This is a genomic window from Lelliottia sp. F153 (genome assembly GCF_002870005.1).
GTDB classification, from domain to species: domain Bacteria; phylum Pseudomonadota; class Gammaproteobacteria; order Enterobacterales; family Enterobacteriaceae; genus Enterobacter; species Enterobacter nimipressuralis.
In genome coordinates this window covers 48,325-70,733 of the sequence record NZ_PKFT01000001.1, presented here as the reverse complement: position 1 = coordinate 70,733, position 22,409 = coordinate 48,325, and the positions used below count along the sequence as shown (strand labels likewise).

General features: G+C 56.7%; 18 protein-coding genes. 4 read left to right on the top strand and 14 right to left on the bottom strand.

Annotated features, from left to right (window positions below; genetic code table 11):
• Window positions 1-109: 109 nt before the first annotated feature.
• From F153LOC_RS00330 to F153LOC_RS00315, 4 genes are all read right to left on the bottom strand, one after another.
• Window positions 110-1,276 carry a bifunctional tRNA (adenosine(37)-C2)-methyltransferase TrmG/ribosomal RNA large subunit methyltransferase RlmN gene (locus F153LOC_RS00330; protein WP_100779320.1) on the bottom strand — a complete coding sequence of 389 codons (1,167 nt, stop codon included), beginning with the start codon at window positions 1,274-1,276 and terminating at the stop codon, window positions 110-112.
• 165 nt (window positions 1,277-1,441) lie between these two features.
• Window positions 1,442-1,873 carry a nucleoside-diphosphate kinase gene (ndk, locus tag F153LOC_RS00325; RefSeq protein WP_095282894.1) on the bottom strand — a complete coding sequence of 144 codons (432 nt, stop codon included), beginning with the start codon at window positions 1,871-1,873 and terminating at the stop codon, window positions 1,442-1,444.
• Between the two features lie 156 nt (window positions 1,874-2,029).
• Entirely contained in the window at window positions 2,030-4,354 is a 2,325-nt protein-coding gene (gene pbpC, locus F153LOC_RS00320; protein ID WP_102105010.1) for a peptidoglycan glycosyltransferase PbpC, read from the bottom strand.
• Between the two features lies 1 nt (window position 4,355).
• Window positions 4,356-9,305 carry an alpha-2-macroglobulin gene (locus F153LOC_RS00315; RefSeq protein ID WP_102104977.1) on the bottom strand — a complete coding sequence of 1,650 codons (4,950 nt, stop codon included), beginning with the start codon at window positions 9,303-9,305 and terminating at the stop codon, window positions 4,356-4,358.
• 292 nt (window positions 9,306-9,597) lie between these two features.
• On the opposite strand from F153LOC_RS00315, the gene F153LOC_RS00310 reads away from it, so the two are divergent.
• From F153LOC_RS00310 to F153LOC_RS00295, 4 genes are all read left to right on the top strand, one after another.
• A complete protein-coding gene (locus F153LOC_RS00310; protein ID WP_102104978.1) occupies window positions 9,598-11,142 on the top strand; it encodes a PTS transporter subunit EIIC in 1,545 nt (514 codons plus the stop codon).
• Between the two features lie 11 nt (window positions 11,143-11,153).
• Entirely contained in the window at window positions 11,154-12,521 is a 1,368-nt protein-coding gene (locus tag F153LOC_RS00305; protein WP_102104979.1) for a 6-phospho-alpha-glucosidase, read from the top strand.
• Window positions 12,522-12,610: 89 nt separating this feature from the next.
• Window positions 12,611-13,456, top strand: a complete 846-nt coding sequence (sseA, locus tag F153LOC_RS00300) for a 3-mercaptopyruvate sulfurtransferase (RefSeq protein ID WP_102104980.1) — start codon at window positions 12,611-12,613, stop codon at window positions 13,454-13,456.
• Window positions 13,456-14,226: a MurR/RpiR family transcriptional regulator gene (locus F153LOC_RS00295; protein ID WP_102104981.1), complete on the top strand. Its 771-nt coding sequence runs from the start codon at window positions 13,456-13,458 to the stop codon at window positions 14,224-14,226. The genes sseA and F153LOC_RS00295 overlap by 1 nt, the downstream gene beginning before the upstream one ends.
• Window positions 14,227-14,244: 18 nt before the next feature.
• Here the strand turns inward: F153LOC_RS00295 and sseB are convergent, their stop codons facing one another.
• The 10 genes from sseB to iscR all read right to left on the bottom strand — a co-directional run bounded on the left by sseB (window position 14,245) and on the right by iscR (window position 22,179).
• Window positions 14,245-15,021, bottom strand: a complete 777-nt coding sequence (gene sseB, locus F153LOC_RS00290; protein WP_100779313.1) for an enhanced serine sensitivity protein SseB — start codon at window positions 15,019-15,021, stop codon at window positions 14,245-14,247.
• A gap of 93 nt (window positions 15,022-15,114) precedes the next feature.
• Window positions 15,115-16,401 carry an aminopeptidase PepB gene (gene pepB, locus F153LOC_RS00285; RefSeq protein WP_100779312.1) on the bottom strand — a complete coding sequence of 429 codons (1,287 nt, stop codon included), beginning with the start codon at window positions 16,399-16,401 and terminating at the stop codon, window positions 15,115-15,117.
• A gap of 68 nt (window positions 16,402-16,469) precedes the next feature.
• On the bottom strand, window positions 16,470-16,673 hold the full coding sequence (iscX, locus tag F153LOC_RS00280; RefSeq protein ID WP_100779311.1) for a Fe-S cluster assembly protein IscX: 204 nt from the start codon (window positions 16,671-16,673) through the stop codon (window positions 16,470-16,472).
• 11 nt (window positions 16,674-16,684) lie between these two features.
• Window positions 16,685-17,020 carry an ISC system 2Fe-2S type ferredoxin gene (gene fdx, locus F153LOC_RS00275; protein WP_100779310.1) on the bottom strand — a complete coding sequence of 112 codons (336 nt, stop codon included), beginning with the start codon at window positions 17,018-17,020 and terminating at the stop codon, window positions 16,685-16,687.
• Window position 17,021: 1 nt separating this feature from the next.
• Window positions 17,022-18,872: a Fe-S protein assembly chaperone HscA gene (gene hscA, locus F153LOC_RS00270; protein ID WP_100779309.1), complete on the bottom strand. Its 1,851-nt coding sequence runs from the start codon at window positions 18,870-18,872 to the stop codon at window positions 17,022-17,024.
• 15 nt (window positions 18,873-18,887) lie between these two features.
• Window positions 18,888-19,403 (bottom strand): co-chaperone HscB, encoded by a 516-nt coding sequence (gene hscB / locus F153LOC_RS00265; RefSeq protein WP_102104982.1) that lies wholly within the window; start codon window positions 19,401-19,403, stop codon window positions 18,888-18,890.
• A gap of 198 nt (window positions 19,404-19,601) precedes the next feature.
• Window positions 19,602-19,925 (bottom strand): iron-sulfur cluster assembly protein IscA, encoded by a 324-nt coding sequence (gene iscA, locus F153LOC_RS00260; RefSeq protein WP_100779307.1) that lies wholly within the window; start codon window positions 19,923-19,925, stop codon window positions 19,602-19,604.
• A gap of 19 nt (window positions 19,926-19,944) precedes the next feature.
• Complete coding sequence (gene iscU, locus F153LOC_RS00255; RefSeq protein ID WP_005120408.1) at window positions 19,945-20,331, bottom strand: Fe-S cluster assembly scaffold IscU; 387 nt, start codon at window positions 20,329-20,331, stop codon at window positions 19,945-19,947.
• A 22-nt stretch (window positions 20,332-20,353) separates the two neighbouring features.
• On the bottom strand, window positions 20,354-21,568 hold the full coding sequence (locus F153LOC_RS00250) for an IscS subfamily cysteine desulfurase (RefSeq protein ID WP_100779306.1): 1,215 nt from the start codon (window positions 21,566-21,568) through the stop codon (window positions 20,354-20,356).
• A gap of 119 nt (window positions 21,569-21,687) precedes the next feature.
• Window positions 21,688-22,179 (bottom strand): Fe-S cluster assembly transcriptional regulator IscR, encoded by a 492-nt coding sequence (iscR, locus tag F153LOC_RS00245; RefSeq protein WP_100779305.1) that lies wholly within the window; start codon window positions 22,177-22,179, stop codon window positions 21,688-21,690.
• Window positions 22,180-22,409: the final 230 nt, after the last annotated feature.

The following is a 22,409-nucleotide window of genomic DNA, read 5'->3' as shown; positions in this document are numbered from 1 at the left end:
TAAAGTCGTCTGAAACGCACCGTAATTATTCAGCAATCACAATCTACGTGGCTGAATATTCAGTAAGCTAATGCGTCACGGTACAAACCTGCACCGCGACGCATACTAATCACACAGCTTTGACCTCAATCGCCTCACCCTGCATGCGCTTACGCAGCGTACGCTTAGTACGGTCGATTACATCACCGGCCAGCTGGCCGCAGGCGGCATCGATATCATCACCACGGGTTTTACGCACGATGGTGGTGAAGCCGTACTCCATGAGCACCTTGGAGAAACGATCGATACGGCTGTTAGAGCTACGGCCATACGGCGCCCCCGGGAACGGGTTCCATGGGATCAGGTTAATCTTGCACGGCGTGTCTTTCAGCAATTCAGCCAACTGATGCGCATGATCGGTTTCGTCATTCACATGGTCCAGCATCACATATTCGATGGTCACGCGGCCCTGGTTGGCGTTGGACTTTTCGAGGTAGCGGCGCACGCCCGCGAGGAAGGTTTCGATATTGTACTTTTTGTTGATCGGCACAATTTCGTCACGAATTTCATCGTTCGGTGCATGCAGGGAGATCGCCAGCGCCACGTCAATCATGTCGCCCAGTTTATCCAGCGCAGGCACAACCCCAGAGGTGGAGAGGGTCACGCGACGCTTGGACAAACCAAAGCCGAAGTCATCCAGCATGATTTCCATCGCCGGAACGACGTTGGTCAGGTTCAACAGTGGCTCACCCATGCCCATCATCACCACGTTGGTGATAGGACGTGTGCCGGTCACTTTTGCCGCGCCGACGATTTTCGCCGCGCGCCATACCTGGCCGATAATTTCAGACACGCGCAGGTTACGGTTAAAGCCCTGCTGCGCCGTCGAGCAGAATTTGCACTCCAGTGCACAACCAACCTGAGAAGAGACGCACAGAGTCGCGCGATCTTCTTCCGGGATGTACACGGTTTCAACGCGCTGATCGCCAACTGCAATCGCCCATTTGATGGTGCCGTCAGAAGAACGCTGCTCTTCCACCACTTCCGGTGCGCGGATTTCAGCGACTTCTTTGAGTTTGTTACGCAGCACTTTGTTGATGTCAGTCATGTCATCAAAGTTGTCGCTGCAATAGTGGTACATCCATTTCATGACCTGATCGGCACGAAACGGCTTCTCGCCCATCTCTTTGAAAAACTCGCGCATCTGCTGACGGTTCAGATCCAGCAGGTTAATTTTTCCATTTTTATTAGGAACCGCGGCAATGGCGACTTCAGAGGTGTTAACTAGTTCAGACATAATATTTTCCGGCCTCGTTGTTACACGTTATGGCCCGTGGAGGGTTGAAAAGAAACGCCCCGGTGAGCGCTTTGCTCTTCCGGGGCGTTGCATTGTACAAAGTCTGGCGCAGGGATGCCACGTTTGCACGCGACTTTTACCAAATTTATACCCTTCCCTGAGGAATTAGCGGGTACGAGCGCACACTTCGCCTTCGGCGAAGAAGTAAGCGATTTCGCGCGCAGCAGATTCTACAGAGTCGGAACCGTGGGTGCCATTCTCGGTGAAGCTGTCCGCGTAATCTGCACGCAGGGTGCCAGCCAGTGCGTTAGCCGGGTTAGTTGCACCCAGCAGATCGCGGTGACGCTGTACTGCGTTTTCGCTTTCCAGTACGGAAACCACGATTGGACCGGAGGTCATGAACTCAACCAGGCCGTCGAAGAAAGGTTTGCCGTCGTGCTCAGCGTAGAAACCGCGAGCCTGTTCAACGGTCAGATGCAGCATTTTGGTGCCAACGATTTTGAACCCTGCAGATTCAAAGCGAGCAAAGATGCTGCCAATAACGTTTTTTGCCACCGCGTTTGGTTTGATGATGGAAAAAGTACGTTCAATAGCCATGATAACCTCTGTGTTATGTTCTGTTGTTTTGCATACATCTGTATAAGATGGCGCGGATTATAGAGAGCAAAAACGCCATTGCCTATGGTTCAACGTAACATTTTTTTAAAATAAGACGAGTTTTAGCAACAGCTCACATCCCGGATGGGTTTTTCGCTACTGCAGGGTGAAATTCACCGTAGCGACTTGCCCCGTCTCATCCATTACCAGTAACTGATAATCCCCTGCTTTATCAAGCTGTAAAGTGTAAGCGCGCCCTTTCACATTCAGCGGTTCGCCATTCAGGAACCACCAGCGCTCACTGTCGCTGCCAATTGCCTGTAGCGGCAGCGATACGCGTGACTCACCGGGCAGGCGTTTAATCAATGCCCCCTCACGCACACCGGAGAGCATCAACGGCGCAGGGGAATCTTGCGCCAGCGGAGGACAGATGGTTGACGGCGCCGGAACGCGTACCGCCCGGCGTTCAGAAGCAGGAAGCCAGGGTTCAAGCGGTAACGGCCAGACGTCGAGGATTTTCTCCTGCGCGCCGGGGCAATCAGCCGCAACGCGTTTACCCTGCTTATCCAGCCAGACCGGGAAGCGAATCCCGCGAATCCCCTCTTGCTCCGGCAATAACAGCGTGGGCGGCTGACTGCCGTCAAGCAACCAGGTCGCGAGCCTGCGACGGCAGTTCTCACTCCCTTCAGGCAGGGATTGCCCGCCGGGCCAGCAGATCACACCGCGACTGACCGACGCCGGGCGCGGATCGCGCGGCAAGCGCCCTTCATCCACCGTTGAACTCGACTGCAGCATATTATTGACCTGGTTCAGCACTGGCACGGCGCTGGCGAATCCAAACTGCCCGGCAACGGGTGTCCCGTCCGGGCGTCCGGTCCAGATCCCAATGATGTAGCGCGCGTTCAGGCCAATGGCCCAGGCATCACGATAGCCATAGCTGGTACCGGTTTTCCACGCCAGCGGTGCAACCTGCGGCAGTGCGCTATCCGGCAGCGGCTGCGCTTCGTTGCCTAAAATTCGGCGAATGATCCACGCCGAGCCAGGCGAGAGCAGCGGACGCTCAATCAACGGATCGCCCGGCTGCAGGCGTAACCGCCCCGCCTTCCCCTGACGGGCAAAGGCGCTGTAAGCGGCGGTAATGTCTGAGAGCCGCGCCCCCGCACCGCCCAGGATCAGCGATAAATTAGGCTGCGCGCCAGGCGGAAGGATCAGGCGTAAACCGACATTGCTCAGCATTCCGGTGAAACGTTTTGGGCCATAAGCCTCCAGCACTTGCACGGCGGGAAGGTTCAGCGAGCGCACCAGCGCCTCGCTCATGCTGATCGGGCCGTGAAAACCGCTGTCGAAGTTACCCGGTCGATAATCTCCCGTGCGCCGCGGAACATCCTGTAACAAAGAGGCGGGATGGATCAGGCCTTCATCGAGTGCCATTCCGTAGACAAAGGGTTTTAGCACCGATCCCGGCGATCGGATCGCGCTCACCATATCGACATGACTAAAACGACTGTCATCATTGATATCCACTGAGCCAACCCAACCGCGTACTTTCATCGTAGTGTGATCAACAACGATCATCGCCAGTGAGCTACGCGGCGGAAGCCGGGATTTCCAGTTCATCGCCAGCTCTTCCATCTGACGTTGCAGCGAAGCATCCAGCGTAGTGACAATTTTGTTGTCGCGACTTTTACTCAGCATCATGCGGGAAAATAGCGGAGCCAGCTGCGGCATTTGCCGGGGGGCAAGCCAGACCGGCTCTTCACGCGACTCTTTAACCTGCTGCGCACTCCAGACGCCCTGCGTCACCATGCGCTCGAGCACTTTATTACGCGCGGCCTCCGCGCGCTCTGGCCAGCGATCCGGACGCAGACGGCTCGGTGCCTGGGGAAGAACCGCCAGCAACGCAGCCTCTGAGTAGCTTAACTTCGCCGGTGATTTCCCGAGATAGGCCCAACTGGCCGCACCGACGCCCTGTAACGTCCCCCCAAAGGGCGCACGGTTGAGATAGAGCGTGAGGATCTCGCGTTTTGACAGGTGCCATTCGAGCTGCATCGCGCGCCATAACTGACGCACTTTACCGCCAAAAGTACGTGGATGCGGATCAAGCAGTCGTGCCACCTGCATGGTAAGGGTACTGCCGCCCGAAACCACTTTACCGGAACTCAGATCCTGCCAGGCTGCACGCAAAACGGAGAAGGGATTGACGCCGGGATGATCCCAGAACCAGCGATCTTCATACTGGATCAGGGCTTCGAGGTAGCGCGGAGAGACATCTTCAATGGTGACCGGATAGCGCCAGATCCCATCGCTATCGGCAAAACGCCAGAGGGGTGTACCTTTCTCATCGACCACCACCCGTGCAGGATTGACCTCTTTTAAAGGCAACGGCCACAGGCGATCGGCGACAACAATCAACGCCCATACAATAAGAATCGCTCCCGCCAGCCAAAGCCAACGGGAGCGAATGAGTCGAGATAACGTCACCTTACGGAACAACAATCAGCGGGCCGCTTGCTGCGCCCGTTGCCCGCCATTGCGGTACATACATGGATTCAACCATCGGTACCGGAACCTGATACGTTCCCGGAGTAACGGCACGAGCCAGATACACCAGCGTCACAGGCTGCCCTTCGTTCACGGGCACCGCAGCAACAAAGCGATCGTCGCGGAACTCCATATGCTGAATGTCCGCCTGTTGCATCTGATTGAGCAGATTCTGCACTTCGCTGCCGCTATCCTGAAGGCTGGCGCTGCTGCTGGCCAGGTTCTGGTTTTCCAGCTCAAGCCCTGCCGGAAGTAAATCGACCACCAGCGCATCCGGGACATTCTGATTTGCCTTCACTTCCAGCCACACCAGCACCAGTTCACCGCTCTTCAGAGAAGAGAGCGATTTGCTGCTGCCATCAGTTGCGAGAATATGACGCTCGATTTGCAGAACGTTGGACGATGGCTGTGGGGCATAATCCGGATAGCCCGTGCTGTCGAGACGGACCCACAGCGGCGTGGTGCCACTGTTGGTGACCTGCAATGCGCCCAACTGATCGCCACTCACATTTTGTGTCTGAGCCTTATCGCCGCTCAGCGCTTTATCCGAGAGGCTGGTGGTTGCCTGCCAGGCGCCTGAAAGTGTCGGCAATAGACGACCGGCCAGGAACAGCGCGTTGCTTTCCTGTGTTGAGAGCCAGCGCTGGCTGAACGCCTGCTGAGACAACGTATTCAGCAGCGTGTTCTGCGCATCCGGCAGCAGTTTGTACTCTTCCAGCAGGGAGAGCATCAGGGCGTTGTCACGCAGTTGGCTGCCGTAATCCGCCATCCAGTTTTTGCTGTCACTGCGCGAAGTTTTCAAGGCTAGATCCAGCGCCTGCTGGCTGCGTGGCGCATCCCCCATCAGTTTCAACGCCATCCCCAGCTGCATCAACGGCAGACCCGAACCGGTCTGCGCACGACGCTCCCAGATTTCACGCAGTGCACCCAGCGGGGCTTTTTGCTGGCGAGCCAGCACCAGTGCCGCATAGGCCTGAACTGCAAATTTACTCGCCTGCGTATCATCGCTGTAGCGAATAGACATCATGCCAGGATCCTGCAGATAGCGCAGAAGACGGTTGTTGGCATTGTTCACCGCCTCGGCCGGAACGCTGTAACCCTGCTCACCCGCACGGACCAGGAAATCGGTGACGTAGGCCGTCAGCCAATACTCTTCCGGGCCATTTTTATCCCAGAGGGCAAAACCGCCGTCATCACGCTGCATTTGCAGCAAACGGGAGATGCCGATATCAATCGCCGCACGGCGTTTGTCATCCGTATCGCCTTTGATGCCGAGCGCAGTCAGCTGCGCCGCGTTGGTATAGAGCGACGGGAACAGGCCGCTTGCGGTTTGTTCCAGGCAACCGTATGGATAGGCCTGCAATTCGCGGATATAACGCGCCAGGTTCAGCGGTGGTTTACCGCTGAGCAGCAGTTGACCTTGCAGGGTAGCCGGTGAGAATCCCGTGATGTGCTGAGCCGGTGCCGTCCAGCTTTCGCCTGGGTTTAGCATGGTTCCCGTATTCACCGTCTGTGCCGGGAACGCCGGACGCACGCCAATTTTCCAGCTCTTGTTCTGCGGTGCGAAAGTTTCTCCTGGCAACTGAAGGCCAGTCACCTGCGCGGTGATTTCACCGTCACCGTAACCGTCCAGGGCTCTCACCGGAACAAACAGCGTGGTTCGCGTGCCTGGTTCAAGCTGAACGGGCTGCGGTTGTGCACCTTCAAGCTCCATCAATCCCGATGCGCTCAACGCGACGTTCAGCGTCTGCGGTTTGTCGGTGAGGTTAGTCAGATCCAGCGTCAGCCTTGTTGCGTCACCACTGGCCAGGAAGCGTGGCGTGTTGAGTTCGGTAATCACCGGCGCGGCAACAATCACTTTGCCCTCGCTGCTACCAAAATCATCCGCCGTCCAGGCCTGCGCCATGACGCGCAGCTCGCCGTTGAAGTCGCCAATCGGCAGAGTAATCGTCCCTTCGCCATTGTCATCCAGCGCCACAGGCTGCGCCTGCTGGGCAATTATGGTGACATGATTCACCGGCGGTTTACCGCCGCGTTTCAGCTCATCGCCGTCACCACCAAAGCGCAGTGCCGCCATCCTTCCCTGCCCTTCAATCACCTGACCGTAAATGTCGTAGATATCCGCGCCGTAACGCTTCTGGCCAAAGAACGCTTCCCACGGATCGGGCGTGACATAATCGGTAATGTTCAGTACGCCACTATCGACAGCGGACACCAGCACGTTCACTTTCTGTGGCACGCTGCCGTCTTTCACGCTGGCTTTGACCTTCACTGACAGCGACTGATTCGGGCGAATTTTCTGCGGTGTATCCAGGGCCAGCGTCAGTCGACGATTTTCATCACCCATCGGCAGATGCAGAATGCCCACCGCGCGTTTCGGCGTGGCGGATTTAGATTTATCTCCCGGACGCACCACCAGCGTGCTGAGGTAAAGATCGTGACGCTTCCAGGCTTTATCGACCGGAATGGAGAGATCCAGCCCGTTCGCCGGGACATCGATCTCTTTCCACCACAGCGGACCTTCGCTGGATTCGATCATCGCATAGCCTTTACCCGCTGCCGGTGCTGCCACATGCAGTTTAATGGTGTCGCCTGGCTGATAAGCGGGTTTGTCGAGTTTCAGCATGACGCGGTCAGGGCGCGCGGCCCCGGTGCCGTCACTGTTATCCTGCCAGCTGTAACCGGCCCAGAAACGCACGCTGCTGACCATATCGTCAGGGGCTTTGACTTCCAGACGGTAAGAGCCCCACTCAACAGGGAAGGTCACTTTGCCCGTTTCGTCGGCCTTGAGCGTCAGTGCCTGCTCGCCCTCCACCAGATCTTTCTGATCGAACTGAGACAACCAGCCGTCGCTTTCAGACCAGTTCCAGTAGTAGTCGCGGCGCTCGCGGATCAGGCGCACCTGAAGATCCGATACGGCTTTTTTCGCGCCGCTGGCGTCGGCATAAACAATGTCAAAACTGGCGTTACCGTTTTCATCGACAATCGGCTGGTTCACCGTGGTGTCCGTGCGATAGTCATACACCGCTTTGCTGGCGAACTGAGGGCGGATACCCGGCAGCGCGGCAGCAGGCCAGATGGCCTGTTCTGCACGGCGCGTGATCGGCCTACCGCCAGACTCCAGCAGGCTGGCCTGCAGAATCAGCTGCAGCGGAGAGTGCACCTCCTTCCACTGGCTTTCCGTGGCAACCTGACCGCGCCCCTGCTCATTCAGCGTCAATTGCACTTCATCGAGGCTGCGGCTGAGATTCTCTTCCGCAATATCACCGAACTGGAATCCCGGCAACGCGCTGACCGCTTCACGCAGCGGACGCAGGAAAAGCTGTCCCTGCAGACTGTTGCCGTTAGCCGGTGCGCCATACAGGTAGTAGCCGACAACGTCGAAATTGACCTCATCCTGTACCGAAACCGGCGTTTTCTGCCCGGTCAGATTCAGTGCCATACGTTCGGGCATGAAATCTTCGACGTGGAAATCCCACAGACGCTGCTGATTGTCGCCCGTATTCGCGCGCACATGCCACATGCCGGTCTGCGCGCCACTCTCCAGCGGATAGTTGAAGCGATAAAGACCATTTTCAGGCTGGCTGACGACGGTTCTCGCCACCTGCCCATCCGGGCGCAGCACTTCCAGCTTCACAGGCTGATCGGCCAGCGGTTTGCCGTCGCTGTCGCGCAGCAGACCGTTGAGGATCACGGTCTCCCCGGGACGATAGAGATCGCGCGGGCCAAACATAAAGAACTGCTTGCTATAACCAGGCCCGCCTGCGATATCAAATTCCGCCAGGTCCAGCGCCGGGAGTTTAAGATCCAGTAGCGTCGTCTGGCCGTCTTTACGGGCCAGAATCAGCGCCGCCTCTTTGTCCGTTTCGAGTTTTGCATGGCCGTCGCCATCGCTGGTGCCCTGCGCCAGCGTCTGGCCTTTGTCATTCAGCAGCAGGACTTCAACACCGGACTGTGCCGCGCCGTTCTCTAAGCTCTGAGTGAAGATATCGAGACGATTGTGATAGCGGTGCGCAGACAAGCCCACGTCACTGAGGGTGAAGAGCGTGGCAGCATTGCTGTAGTTGTAATGCCCCGCCTGATTCATCACCGCGATATAGACGCCGGACTGCTGCAACGGTTTGATATCGCGCAGCGGCAGCAGCAGTTTTTCGCGGGTATTGCGCGCCGGATTGAGATCGAAACGCCCGGTATAGACCAGCTCGGCCATCTTAAGCAGATTATCCGATTCCCAGTTGCTCAGGGAGTTACGGTACTCCCACTGGCTCACAAATGACGCCAGCGATTCCGGCTTCACGCGGTAAAAGTTTACATCCACGTTGTTGACGTTCAGCGCCATCACCGGCAGGCCTTCGACCACTTTCCCCGGCAGGAGCGAGCCCCTGCTGGCAAAGCCGACAGTCGGTTCAATATCCCGAGTGGTGATCGCTTTTTCGTAGTCGATGCCAAAGGTCGCTTTGTTCAACGCCTGCAAATCGCGCTCCACGGTGACCACCAGATTGCGATTCGGCTCCAGATGGCGCAGGCGCAGCTCTTTCAGATTTGGCGCGAGCTCCCAGGCACCGTCCACTTTGCCGCTCTTTTTATCGACGACGTGAACCGTGCGGGCAAAATCCTGATCGGGGTTGAGCGGAACCGAAAACGTCAGAACCAGAGTGGATGCGCCATCGAGCTGAACTTCCGAGGCATCGAGCAGCGTGAGCGCTTTGCCCTCACTCTGCGCGGCGAGTTTCGCGAGCTTATCCGCATCCGGTTTGGCGGGCGCTTCTGATGTGGTGGTGGAAGCCGCGGGTGCGGCCGCCTGAGGTTTATCGTCGTTGTTATCGCAACCAACGAGCGTAAACGTGGTGAGAAGCGCGAGCGAGAGCGCAGCTAAGCGAAACGGTGTCATCCTTTATCCCTGTTCGTGGAACCTGTTAGTCGTCATCCGAATAAGTATTATCCGCAAGTTTCACGAATACAAAAGTCCAATCTTAGAATCTGGAAAGCGGCTCGCAGATTGCTCCCGACTCTCCTGCGGCTGCGATACCGATCATCGTTCAGATCACAGTGCTAAAGGTTACATGTGACCTTTAGCGTCATTTGTTTTTAAAACAATAAGATAGCTAGATATCCAGACAGATCACCTGCTAATTTACATCTTAGACGCACGCTGAGTGCGCGGTTCACTAAGAGAGATAGCCATGAAACGAGCCGTGAACGCCCTACAAAATTTCGGAAAATCACTTTACGGACCGGTACTTATCTTACCGATTGTCGGGCTGTTTATCGCCCTCGGCAACGTGCTGGGTAACGGTAATCTTGCCGAGTATGTGCCGTTTCTCGGCCATCCTCTGATTCAACACATTGGCCAGCTGATTGCTAAATCGGCGGTCTCGGTGCTGGTCAATCTGGCGCTGGTCTTTGCAGTGGGCATTCCTGTTGGCCTCGCCACGCGGGATAAAGGTTACGCGGCGCTTATCGGTCTGGTGACTTTTGTGGTGTTTATCAACGCCATGAATGTGACGCTCCAGCTACAAGGGCATCTCGCCCCCGCCGATCAGATGAAAGCCGCCGGACAGAGCATGGTATTAGGCGTGCAGGTTCTGGAGATGGGCGTTTTCGCCGGTATTCTGACCGGTGCCCTGTCGGGATATCTGTACAACAAATACTCCGGCGTACAGTTTAACGGCGCTATGGCGATCTACTCCGGGCACTGTTTCGTGGCGATTATCATGCTGCCCGTGTCGATGCTGCTTGGCGTGGTGATGAGCGAACTGTGGCCCTTTGCCCAGCACGGAATTAGCGCCATGGCGTTAGCCATTAAAGGTTCTGGTCCGTTTGGCGTGGCGATTTACGGTTTCCTTGAGCGCATCCTGGTGCCAACCGGCCTGCATCACCTGGTCTATACGCCGTTCCTGTACACCGAACTGGGCGGGACGCAGGAGGTGTGCGGCACTGTTTATCAAGGCGCACGGAACATCTACTTCGCCGAAATGGCCTGCCCGGAAGTGAAACAGCTCAGCAGCACGGTTGTGTGGGATGCACGCGGAATAAGCAAAATGTTCGGCCTGCCTGCCGCGGCGCTGGCGATGTATATGACTGCCCGACCGGAGCGCAAAGCGCTGGCGAAAGCCATCCTGATCCCAGCGGCGCTAACCTCGCTGCTGGTCGGCGTAACCGAACCGCTCGAATTCTCCTTCCTGTTTGTCGCCCCGCTGCTGTTTGTGGTGCACGCGGTGCTGACCGGGATTGGCATGATGCTGTTCTATCTGTTTGGCGTTCATGCCATCGGCGCCAACGGCATTATCGATTTCATTCTCTACAACCTGCCGCTGGGCACGGAGAAGTCCAACTGGCCGATGTATATCGTCGTCGGGCTGATTATGTTCGCGCTCTATTTTATCGTGTTCCGCTTCCTGATCCTGCGTTTCAACATGAAAACGCCGGGCCGTGAGGACGACGAACAGGAAACCCGTCTGTACAGCAAGCAGGAGTATCAGGCGAAAGGCAGCAACGACGGGCTGGGCGAGTCCATCGTGGTCGGTCTCGGCGGGCGAGAAAATATTGAAGTGGTGGATAACTGCTACACCCGACTGCGCGTCACCGTGAAAGATGTCGACATCATCGATGAGCCGCGGCTCAAGTCGACGGGTGCAAAAGGAATTATCAAACAAGGTAACAACGTTCAGGTGGTCTACGGGCTGCACGTCAAAAAAATGCGAGAAGCCGTTGAGACGTTTCTCTGAAGGAGCCAAACATGTTTAAACCTCCCTTTATTCTCTCCATTGCCGGTGGTGGCAGCACTTACACACCCGGCATTGTGAAAAGCCTCATGGTCCAGCTGCAGGATTTCCCGCTGGCAGAAATCCGCCTCTACGACATCGACGCCGCGCGCCAGGACACCATCGCACCCGTGGTCGAGAAAGTGATTCGCGACCACAGCCAGAGCATTAAATTCAGCGTGACGCATGACCCGGAAGTGGCCTTCAGCGGTGCCCATTTTGTGTTCGCCCAGATGCGTGTCGGTCAGTATAAAATGCGCGAGCAGGACGAGAAGATCCCCCTGCGCCACGGCGTCGTCGGTCAGGAAACCTGCGGCCCTGGCGGACTGGCATACGGGCTACGCACAATTCTGCCGATGGTCGAACTGATCGATCTGGTAGAGCGATACGCACACGAGAAAGCGTGGATCGTGAACTACTCCAACCCGGCGGCAATTGTGGCTGAAGGCGTACGCCGCCTGCGTCCTAACGCCCGCGTGCTGAACATCTGCGATATGCCGGTGGCAGCGATGCGTAATATGGGCGCGATTCTGGGCGTTGATCGTCACAAGCTGGAAGTGGACTATTTCGGCCTGAACCACTTCGGTTGGTTTACTCGCGTGCTGGTCGATGGCGTGGACAGATTGCCTGAGCTGCGCCGCCACATCGCAAAATATGGTCTGCTGACGGAAGATGCAGCCAAAACCGACCCGCAGCACTCAGATCCCTCATGGGTGAAAACCTGGCGCAACATCAAGCCGATCATGGATAACTTCCCGGAATATCTGCCGAACCCGTATCTGCAGTATTACCTGATGCCAAATCAGATTGTTGAGCATCAAAACCCGGATTATACCCGTGCCAACGAAGTGATGAACGGGCGCGAGAAAAAGCTGTTTGCAGCCGCCGAAGAGTATAAGCGTACCGGGATTTTGTCCGATGCCTTCCACGTCGGCGTGCACGGCGAGTTTATTGTCGATGTGGCCCGTTCGCTGGCGTTCAACCTGCGTCAGCGCCATCTGGTGATGGTCGAAAACCGGGGGGCGATCACTAACCTGCCGTACGACGCGGTAGTGGAAGTCCCGGCCTATATTACCTCCGAAGGGCCTGAGCCGATCCGCGTGGGCCAGGTGCCACTGTTCCACCAGACGTTGCTGCAACAACAGCTCGCCTCTGAGCAACTGCTGGTAGAAGCGACCATCGAAGGCAGCTACGAAAAGGCACTGCAGGCATTCACCCTGAACCGTACCGTGCCGACGATGGAACATGCAAAAGCCATTCTCGATGAGATGATCGAGGCTAACCGCGACTACTGGCCCGCGCTGCAAAAAGCCTGGCAGGACGGCGAAGCGGTGAAAAAATAGGGGGTTGCTCGCGAGTTGAACGTGGTTTGCTTGTCGGTGTCAGATAAAACACCGACAATCCTTTTTTAAGGAAAAAAATGGAGGCACCCATGTCCACCTCATATTTTGTCGCAGCCGACTGGCTTCTCGAACATAGCGACGACCCGGAAGTGCAAATCCTCGACGCGCGCATGGCCCCGCCAGGGCAGGAGCATCGCGACGTTCCCGCTGAATACCGCGCCGGACATCTTCCGGGCGCGGTCTTTTTTGATATCGAAGCCCTCTCCGATCACACCTCTCCCCTGCCCCATATGATGCCGCGCCCGGAAGCTTTTGCCGTGGCCATGCGTGAGCTGGGCGTGAGCCACGATAAACATCTGGTGGTTTACGATGAGGGCAATCTGTTCTCCGCTCCGCGCGCATGGTGGATGCTGAAAACCTTCGGCGTAGAGAATGTGTCTATTCTGGCCGGTGGCCTGGCAGGCTGGCAGCGCAATGAACTGCCACTTCAGCAAGGGGATGTCGCTCTGCCGGAAGGCGACTTTGACGCGACGCTGGACCCAAACGCCGTGAAACGTCTCACCGACGTTCTGCTGGTGAGCCACGAGAAAACGGCGCAAATTGTCGATGCCCGACCGGCGCCACGCTTTGCAGCCCAGGCTGACGAACCCCGCCCAGGCCTGAAACGCGGACACATTCCCGGCGCGCTCAACGTACCGTGGGGCGATCTGGTGTTTGAAGGCGAGCTGAAAACCACCGATGAACTGAGCGAGATTTTTGCCCGCCAGGGGGTGGATTTGCATAAGCCTGTGGTTGCCAGCTGTGGCTCCGGCGTGACCGCCTGCGTGGTGATTCTTGCGCTGGCAACGCTCGGCGTGACCGATGTGACGCTGTACGACGGTGCGTGGAGCGAATGGGGTGCCAGGGACGATCTGCCGATTGAACCTGCTCAGTAATGGATAACCGACTGGCAACACTGCTCACGCGCGGGGAGTCCCTGACCCGCGCGGAATATCGCGTCCTGGCCCACCTCACGGAGCATCCGCTGCTGGTGGGCAATATCACGGTACGCGAGCTGGCGCAGGCGACCTTTGTCTCGACGGCCACCATTATGCGCTTGTGTCAGAAGCTGGGGTTTAGCGGTTTTAGCGAGTTTATCTGGCACTGCAAACAGCTGCTGACCGACACACCGCACATTGCGGTGCAGGCGCAGGATTTGCCTCACCTGCCCGCCCTGTTCAGCCAGTTTATCGCCAACTATCAGCAGACGTTTCAGTGGGTCACGGAAGAGAAGCGCCGTCAGTTTGCCACGCTGCTACGCGAGAAAGAGAGTTTCTTTCTCTACGGTGCCGGGTTTTCCTATTTGTTCGCGGAGTACCTGACGAAAAAGCTGCAGGTGCTGGGCAAAACGGCCTTTATCTCCGGGCCGGGCGACAGCCGGAATATTTTTCTGAGCAACGCCACGCGTTACCAGGTGTTTATCGCGGTGTCGCGCAGCGGTGAAACAGAGCAGGTGCTGGATAAAGCGCGGATCGCCAAAAACGTCGGCATGACGGTGATTGCCTTTACCCGTGCGTCAGCGAATACGCTTGCCGGAATGGCGGATTTGCATTTCGCATTGTATGACGAAGCCGTGCATTATGCCGCCGAGGCCGCAGGCGTGACGTCATTTGAATCGAATCTGGTTTTGCTGATGGATTTGTTACTGCTGGAAGCAACGGGGTGAGTGCTCACCCCGAGAATATTAAATAATGCGGGTGGTTTTCAGATCGCGCAGGAATCCGCCCCAGCGACGTTCATAGAACGGCGTGATGTGCTCGGTAATAAAGTGGCTAATGCCCTTCTCACCTTTCACGACCTGACAGATGTCAATCGGCTCATCGCCCGGCAGCGTGTCGGTCGCAACGCTTCCCGCCGCCTGAATGATCTCGTCGATGTCACCATCGGCTTCAATCCCAATCAGTAGCACGGGCTGTTCTTCTGCGCTCTCTTTGATAGAGCATAGAAACGCGCGTTTCACCGGCTTGATGGTTTTGAACAGGGTGGTCAGAGAGTCGATCATCTGCGCCGGAGGCTCAGCCACTTCAGACAACAGCAGCGTTTCGCCGCCCTCCAGCACTTCCTGCGTGCTGAGCGGGTTGCCCTCTTCGCCAATCAGATGGCTGATTTCACGCGGGGTAAACTCTTTCCCGGTCGGTAGTTTGGCGTTGAGGAAGAGCGTTTCACCGAGCGTCATTTCAAACAGCGTGCGCACGGGCATGACGACAAACGCCTGTTCGTCTTCCACCGCTTGCTGCAGAGCTTCCAGCGAGGTGAAAAACGGGATAACAGACGTGCCGTCGTCTTTTTCCCAGTGCAGCAGATCCAGCGCGCTGTCTTCCACAACCTGCTCGCCCTCAGCCGCCGTTCCCGGAACCCAGACGGTGGACTCCAGCAGGGTGCGGAAAAATGCCGGACGGTGAGCTGGCTCCGTGGCCGCCTGCTCCAGCAGGGTTTCTAATTCGTTTTTGGTTTCGGACATAGTTTCGTTACGTTAATCGCCCGGCGGCGCAGCGCTTGCACGGGCCTACGGGGTTTGTAGGCCGGGCAGCGGCTACGCCACCCGGCAGGACGACTACTCAGCAGTCAACAAATTCGCAATCGTACGCACACCCAGACCGGTAGCACCCGCAGACCACTGTTCCACGCCCGCTTTGCGGTAGGTGGCAGAGCAGTCGATGTGCAGCCAGCCTTCGTGATAGTTCTCAACGAAGTGGGACAGGAAGCCTGCAGCGGTGCTTGCGCCAGCCGGATACGCTGCGCTTGCGGTGTTGTTCAGCTCGGCAAAGTTAGACGGCAGCTGGCTGCGGTGGAATTCCGCCAGCGGCAGACGCCAGAAAGGTTCGTTCTCAGCGGCGGCGCTCGCCAGCAGGCGTGCGGCCAGTTTGTCGTCGAAGCTGAACAGTGCGTGATAGTCATTACCCAGAGCGGTTTTCGCCGCCCCCGTCAGGGTCGCCATATCGATGATCAGCTCAGGTTTCTGCGCAGAGGCGTCAATCAGACCATCCGCCAGCACCAGACGGCCTTCGGCGTCGGTGTTCATCACTTCGACATTTTTACCGTTACGGTAGCGAATGATATCGCCCAGCTTGAACGCATTGCCGCTCACCATGTTGTCTGCACAGCACAGGTAAAGTTTTACGCGCTTGTTCAGACCGCGGGTGATAGCGAATGCCAGTGCGCCGGTAATGGTTGCCGCGCCGCCCATGTCGGACTTCATCGAGTCCATAAACGCGCTCTGCTTCAGGCTGTAACCGCCGGTATCAAAGGTAATGCCTTTGCCGACCAGACACGCGTAAACCGGCGCTTCTTTGTCGCCGGTCGGGTTGAAATCGAGAGCCAGCAGCACCGGTGGTCGCTCAGAGCCGCGCCCTACAGTGTGAATCCCCATGTAGTTTTGCTCGCGCAGATCTTCACCTTTGGTGATGCGATAAGACATTTTATCGCCCGCGACTTTGCACAGCAGATCGACTGCGCGCTGCGCCAGCTGTTCAGGACCCAGCTCTTCCGCCGGAGCGTTAATGGTGTCGCGTACCCAGTCGATGATGGTCAGACGGTTTTCCAGCTCTTTCTGCGCGGATTCGTCGAGGTTCGCCCACTCGACTTTACGGGTGCCTTTCGGGCCTTTGTAACCAGCCCAGAATGCCCAGCTGCGATCCGTGTCCCAGCCTTCTCCGGCCAGAGTGACGTGCTTGATGCCCAGGCCGTCAATTTTACGCGCGGCGCGCTGGATCAGACCCAAATCGTCGGAATCGTTCAGGTGCAGGGTGATGCCGTCATTGTTGATGCTGTAGGTGGCTTTGTCGCCCCAGCGTGCGTCAGCAGGCTGTGTAGAGAGCGTAATTTTCATCGCTTCGGTCATTTTATTTTTCCTTATTCGCAACGAGCAAACGGGCCGCCAGAAGGCAGCCCGTATGATCTTTCTTTCTGTTAAACGTCTGCTTCATCTAACCAGACTAACAGAATCGCCTCCAGAATTTTTTCATTGGATGCGCTGGGATCATCGTCAAAATCTTCCAGATCGCAGATCCACTGATGCATATCGGTGAATCGTACGGTCTTCGGATCCAGATCCGGGTTGGCGTCGTACAGCGCCTCACCGATTTCGCGGCTGTCGGTCCACTTCAGTCCCATACTACCCCCTGTTAATGCTCACGCGCATGGTTGATAGTGTAACGCGGGATTTCGACCACCAGGTCTTCATCGGTGACGCGCGCCTGGCAGCTTAAACGGCTGTCTGGCTCCAGACCCCATGCTTTATCCAGCATGTCGTCTTCGTCTTCGGTGCTTTCCGCGAGGGAGTCAAAACCTTCACGCACGATGCAGTGGCAGGTGGTGCAGGCACAGGATTTTTCACAGGCGTGTTCCACTTCGATACCGTTGCGCAGGGCAACGTCGAGGATGGTTTCGCCGGTCTCAGCTTCCAGAACTGCGCCATCCGGACAGAGGTCCGCATGAGGCAGAAAAACAATCTTTGGCATATTAAACCTCGTCCACGGACTGGCCTTTCAGCGCGACACGGACAGACTGGTCCATGCGGCGAGCGGCGAAATCCTGGGTTTGTTTATCAACGTTTTTAATCGCTTGTTCTATTGCGTCAGCGTCATCGCCAACGGCCACTGCGCGTAACTGCGCAACGGCGTCGTCAATGGCCTGGCGCTCTGCGGCACTTAACAGCGCGGCATCGGCAGTGAGTGCACCTTCGAGACTTTCCAGCACGCGCGCGGCTTCCACTTTCTGTTCCGCCAGCATACGTGCCTTCACATCCTGTTCGGCATAGCTCATTGAATCCTGAATCATGGAGGCGATTTCGCCGTCGGTCAGACCGTAAGACGGTTTCACCTGGATGGATGACTCCACGCCGGTCGATTTTTCCATCGCCGTGACGCTGAGCAGACCATCGGCATCCACCTGGAAGGTGACGCGGATATGCGCCCCGCCTGCTGGCAGCGCAGGAATACCGCGCAGCGCGAAGCGCGCCAGCGAACGGCAATCCTGGACCAGCTCGCGCTCGCCCTGCATCACGTGGATAGACATCGCAGTCTGGCCATCTTTGAAAGTGGTGAACTCCTGCGCGCGCGCCACGGGGATGGTGGTGTTACGGGGGATCACTTTCTCGACCAGGCCACCCATGGTTTCCAGCCCCAGAGAGAGCGGAATTACATCGAGCAGCAGCATTTCGCTGTCCGGCTTGTTACCGACCAGAATATCCGCCTGAATCGCGGCCCCAATCGCCACCACTTTATCCGGGTCGATAGAGGTGAGCGGCGTGCGGCCAAAGAATTCGCCCACGCGTTCACGCACCAGCGGTACGCGCGTTGAGCCGCCGACCATCACCACTTCCAGCACTTCGCTCGCGTCGACGTTGGCATCTTTCAGCGCACGACGACAGGCCAGCAGCGTGCGTTTTACGAGCGCAGCAATCAGTTCGTTGAACTGCTCGCGGGTGATTTCGCCGCGCCAGCCCGCCACGTCAACGGTGACAGACTGGGCATCGCTAAGCGCAATTTTGGCGTCGATAGCGGCATCCAGCAGTTCGCGCTGAACGCGCACGTCGCTGCGATCGGGAATACCCGCCTGCTCGCGAATGTAATCCGCCAGCAGGTGGTCGAAGTCATCGCCGCCGAGGGCTGAATCGCCGCCGGTCGCCAGCACTTCAAACACGCCACGGCTGAGGCGAAGAATGGAGATATCAAAGGTGCCGCCGCCGAGATCGTAAACGGCAATCACCCCTTCCTGGCCGGAATCGAGACCGTAAGCAATCGCCGCAGCGGTTGGTTCGTTGAGCAAGCGCAGCACATGCAGGCCCGCCAGACGCGCAGCGTCTTTCGTGCCCTGACGCTGTGCGTCGTCGAAATAGGCTGGAACGGTGATAACAACGCCATCCAGTTCGCCTTCGAGCGTCTCGGTCGCGCGCGCCGCGAGCGCTTTGAGAATATCGGCAGAGACGCGAACCGGGTTGAGCAACCCGGCGTCGGTGGCAATCATCGGCAGGCCGTTAACACTGGCCTGCAGCTGATAAGGCAGATGCGGGTAACGCGTTTGAATATCGGCCAGCGAGCGGCCCATCATCCGTTTTACCGAGCTGATGGTATTGGCCGGATCTTTCGCGGCATTGGCGCGCGCGTCATATCCCACCGAATGGCCCTGCTGCTGGTAGTAAACGACAGAGGGCAGCAGATGACGCCCTTCGGCGTCTGCCAGCGTTTCCGCCTGACCGCTGCGTACGGTCGCTACGAGGGAATTGGTGGTGCCTAAATCAATGCCCACCGCCAGACGACGCTGGTGCGGTGCGGCGCTCAGACCAGGCTCACTAATTTGTAATAAGGCCATGTTAAGCTTCCAAAATCAGAAATCGAGCAGCTTTTCTTCGAGTTGTTCAGCACTGCTTCGCAGTTTATCGAGAAAACGCAGCTTGCGTACAGTATCTGCCGCCACGTCCCACGTCTCGTTATTCAGTTGTTCAACCATCTGCTGATGGCGGGTATCGAACATCGCTTTCACCCGTTTGATGAAGCTTTCAAGACGCACTTCGTCTTTCGCCTGTTCGATCTCATCCAGCTCTTCGCGAAGCTCCAGCTGTTCCATCAGGAAAGCGGTGTCGCGTACCGTGTGTTGTTCACTAGCCAGATCAAAACCGTGCAGCGAGAGCAGATATTCCGCACGCGCTAAGGGACTGCGCAGCGTTTGCCACGCTTGATTAATGGTGGCTGACTGCGAAACGGCAGCCAGTTGCTCCGCCTGGGACCCGCTGGCAAATTTATCAGGATGGAATTGACGTTGCAGATCCTGAAAACGAACCGTCAGGGCCTGGATATCGATCGGGTACTGGGCGGGCAACCCGAAGAGGGTGAAGTAATCCATAACAATCTCAGGGTTAGCCAGTTAGAACAAACCCCACACGCAGCCAGGCCACGGTGGGGTTATACCTTCTTACTTCGCGTTGCAGATGCGTTGCCTGCGCTCGCTCACTCCGGTCACTTACTTAAGTAAGCTCCCGGAGATTCACTCGCTCGCCGCCTTTCTGCAACACGAATTAATCGGTATAACAGCGGAACGCAGTTAAACGTGGAAGCTTTCGCCGCAACCGCACTCGTCTTTTACGTTCGGGTTAGTGAATTTAAACCCTTCGTTCAGGCCTTCTTTGACGAAGTCCAGCTGAGTGCCGTTGAGGAATTGCAGGCTCTTGCCATCGACTACTACCTTCACGCCTTTGTCTTCAAACACGGTGTCATCAGTCGCCGGTGCGTCAACAAATTCCAGTACATAAGCCATCCCGGAACAGCCGGAGGTACGTACGCCCAGTCGCAGGCCAAAGCCTTTACCACGGTTCGCCAGAAAGGCGCTTACTCGCGCGGCAGCGCTGTCGCTAAGGGTAATCGACATAACAAAACCTCAACTCTTCTTATTTCGCTTCACGTTTGCTTTTGTAATCCGCAATAGCGGCTTTGATCGCGTCTTCTGCCAGAATAGAGCAGTGAATTTTCACCGGTGGCAGTTCGAGTTCGTCAGCAATATCGGTATTTTTAATTGCCTGTGCTTCGTCCAGAGACTTGCCCTTCACCCACTCGGTGACCAGGGAGCTGGAAGCGATAGCAGAACCGCAACCGTAAGTCTTGAAACGCGCGTCTTCAATGATACCTTCATTGTTGACTTTAATCTGCAACTTCATCACGTCGCCACATGCTGGCGCGCCAACCATGCCGCTACCAACGCTTTCGTCGCTGTTGTCGAAAGAGCCAACGTTGCGTGGGTTCTCGTAATGATCAATAACTTTTTCGCTGTAAGCCATGTTGAATTCTCCTTCGTACCGATTAGTGATGTGACCATTCAATGCTGTTCAGATCCACGCCCTGTTTGAACATTTCCCACAGTGGAGAAAGGTCACGCAGACGGCCAATGGAGTTACGAACCAGCTTGATGGTGTAGTCAATCTCTTCTTCGGTAGTGAAGCGACCTAAAGAGAAACGGATAGAACTGTGTGCCAGTTCGTCGGTCATGCCCAGTGCACGCAGCACGTAGGATGGCTCGAGGCTTGCAGAAGTACAGGCAGAACCGGAAGAGACCGCGAGGTCTTTCAGCGCCATAATCAGCGATTCGCCTTCAACATAGTTGAAGCTGACGTTGAGAATGTTCGGAGCGCCCTGCTCGAGGTCGCCGTTCAGATAGACTTCTTCCATATCTTTCACGCCGTCCCACAGACGGTTACGCAGCGTGCGCAGGCGCGCCATCTCGCTTTCCATCTCTTCTTTCGCGATACGGTAGGCTTCGCCCATGCCCACGATCTGGTGAACAGGCAGAGTTCCTGAACGCATGCCGCGCTCATGACCGCCGCCGTGCATCTGTGCTTCGATGCGGATACGTGGCTTACGACGAACGTACAGCGCGCCGATACCTTTCGGGCCATAAATTTTGTGGCCGGAGAAGGACATCAGGTCCACTTTCAGCTGGCTCAGATCGATAGGCAGTTTGCCCACGCTCTGAGTCGCGTCAACGTGATAGATGATGCCGCGCGCACGGCAGAGTTCGCCGATAGTCGCGATATCCTGAACCACGCCGATTTCGTTGTTAACGTGCATGATGGACACCAGAATGGTGTCGTCACGCATGGCCGCTTCGAGCTCTTTCAGGTCGATAATACCGTTGCTCTGAGGGGCGAGATAGGTGACGTCAAAACCTTCACGCTCAAGCTGGCGACAGGTGTCCAGCACGGCTTTGTGTTCGGTTTTGCTGGTGATAATGTGCTTGCCTTTTTTCTGATAGAAGTTGGCAGCGCCTTTGATCGCCAGGTTGTCGGATTCGGTTGCACCGGAGGTGAAAACAATTTCACGCGGGTCGGCGCCAACCAGCTCAGCAATCTGATTACGGGCGATATCAACCGCCTCTTCAGCATGCCAGCCAAAACGGTGAGAACGGGAAGCTGGGTTACCAAAGTTTCCGTCCAGGGTCAGACACTGCATCATTTTCTCGGCAACACGCGGGTCCACCGGCGTGGTTGCGGAGTAATCGAGATAGATCGGTAATTTCATTGCTCTATAAACTCCGTACATCGCTTCAATGCAAGGAATCAGGCTAACCGGCTGGATGTACGGCCGAGTACACGGGGCAACGGGTGCCCCGGCCTGATTCGAAAAATCTTATCGTTTTTTTACGCGCGCAGTTTAACGTCGATTGCGTCTTGCGCGCGGGTGCTGCGTTGGTTTTCGTGATTATGCTGGCGGCCAGACACTTCCATAACTTCCTGGTTATTAACCAGTTCACCGAGGGTGATGTTATTCAGGAAGCCGGTCAGACGGTCGCTCAGATCGCGCCACAGCGCGTGGGTCAGGCATTTATCGCCGCCCTGGCAGCCGCCTTTGCCCTGGCAACGGGTCGCATCAACAGACTCATCAACAGCACTAATGACTTCGCCAACTGCAATACTGCCCGCGTCTTTACCCAGCAGATATCCGCCGCCTGGGCCGCGAACGCTGGAAACCAGTCCATTTTTACGCAATCTGGAGAACAGCTGTTCCAGATAAGAGAGGGAAATACCCTGACGTTCAGAAATATCAGCCAACGGAACCGGGCCCGATTCAGAGTTGAGCGCAACGTCCAGCATCGCGGTCACAGCATAACGCCCTTTAGATGTCAGTCTCATGTCTTACTTAACCTCAAACTCGCCCCTGCCCGGGGTTTTTTATTGTAAAATGGGGGGTATTGCATAGCAGGGCCAAGTCTGACATTCCCGACTAAATTGGTCAACTATTTACTTGACTGTTTTAGTCAAGTATTTAGCCTTATGTGCGCTCTAAGCCTTGTCGGGTGGCGCTTTGCTCACCCGACTGACCAGAACGTCGGCCCGCTCAAGCGAAGCGCAGCCGGGCAATC

Excerpts from the sequence above, each read along its gene's own strand:
- F153LOC_RS00250 (WP_100779306.1), bottom strand. The coding sequence starts at position 21,568 with ATGAAATTACCGATCTATCTCGATTACTCCGCAACCACGCCGGTGGAC.
- pepB (WP_100779312.1), bottom strand. The coding sequence starts at position 16,401 with ATGACCGAAGCGATGAAAATTACGCTCTCTACACAGCCTGCTGACGCA.
- F153LOC_RS00310 (WP_102104978.1), top strand. The coding sequence starts at position 9,598 with ATGAAACGAGCCGTGAACGCCCTACAAAATTTCGGAAAATCACTTTAC.
- hscB (WP_102104982.1), bottom strand. The coding sequence starts at position 19,403 with ATGGATTACTTCACCCTCTTCGGGTTGCCCGCCCAGTACCCGATCGAT.
- hscA (WP_100779309.1), bottom strand. The coding sequence starts at position 18,872 with ATGGCCTTATTACAAATTAGTGAGCCTGGTCTGAGCGCCGCACCGCAC.
- iscR (WP_100779305.1), bottom strand. The coding sequence starts at position 22,179 with ATGAGACTGACATCTAAAGGGCGTTATGCTGTGACCGCGATGCTGGAC.
- F153LOC_RS00315 (WP_102104977.1), bottom strand. The coding sequence starts at position 9,305 with ATGACACCGTTTCGCTTAGCTGCGCTCTCGCTCGCGCTTCTCACCACG.
- ndk (WP_095282894.1), bottom strand. The coding sequence starts at position 1,873 with ATGGCTATTGAACGTACTTTTTCCATCATCAAACCAAACGCGGTGGCA.
- F153LOC_RS00305 (WP_102104979.1), top strand. The coding sequence starts at position 11,154 with ATGTTTAAACCTCCCTTTATTCTCTCCATTGCCGGTGGTGGCAGCACT.
- sseB (WP_100779313.1), bottom strand. The coding sequence starts at position 15,021 with ATGTCCGAAACCAAAAACGAATTAGAAACCCTGCTGGAGCAGGCGGCC.
- iscX (WP_100779311.1), bottom strand. The coding sequence starts at position 16,673 with ATGGGACTGAAGTGGACCGACAGCCGCGAAATCGGTGAGGCGCTGTAC.
- fdx (WP_100779310.1), bottom strand. The coding sequence starts at position 17,020 with ATGCCAAAGATTGTTTTTCTGCCTCATGCGGACCTCTGTCCGGATGGC.
- iscA (WP_100779307.1), bottom strand. The coding sequence starts at position 19,925 with ATGTCGATTACCCTTAGCGACAGCGCTGCCGCGCGAGTAAGCGCCTTT.
- iscU (WP_005120408.1), bottom strand. The coding sequence starts at position 20,331 with ATGGCTTACAGCGAAAAAGTTATTGATCATTACGAGAACCCACGCAAC.
- F153LOC_RS00295 (WP_102104981.1), top strand. The coding sequence starts at position 13,456 with ATGGATAACCGACTGGCAACACTGCTCACGCGCGGGGAGTCCCTGACC.
- sseA (WP_102104980.1), top strand. The coding sequence starts at position 12,611 with ATGTCCACCTCATATTTTGTCGCAGCCGACTGGCTTCTCGAACATAGC.
- F153LOC_RS00330 (WP_100779320.1), bottom strand. The coding sequence starts at position 1,276 with ATGTCTGAACTAGTTAACACCTCTGAAGTCGCCATTGCCGCGGTTCCT.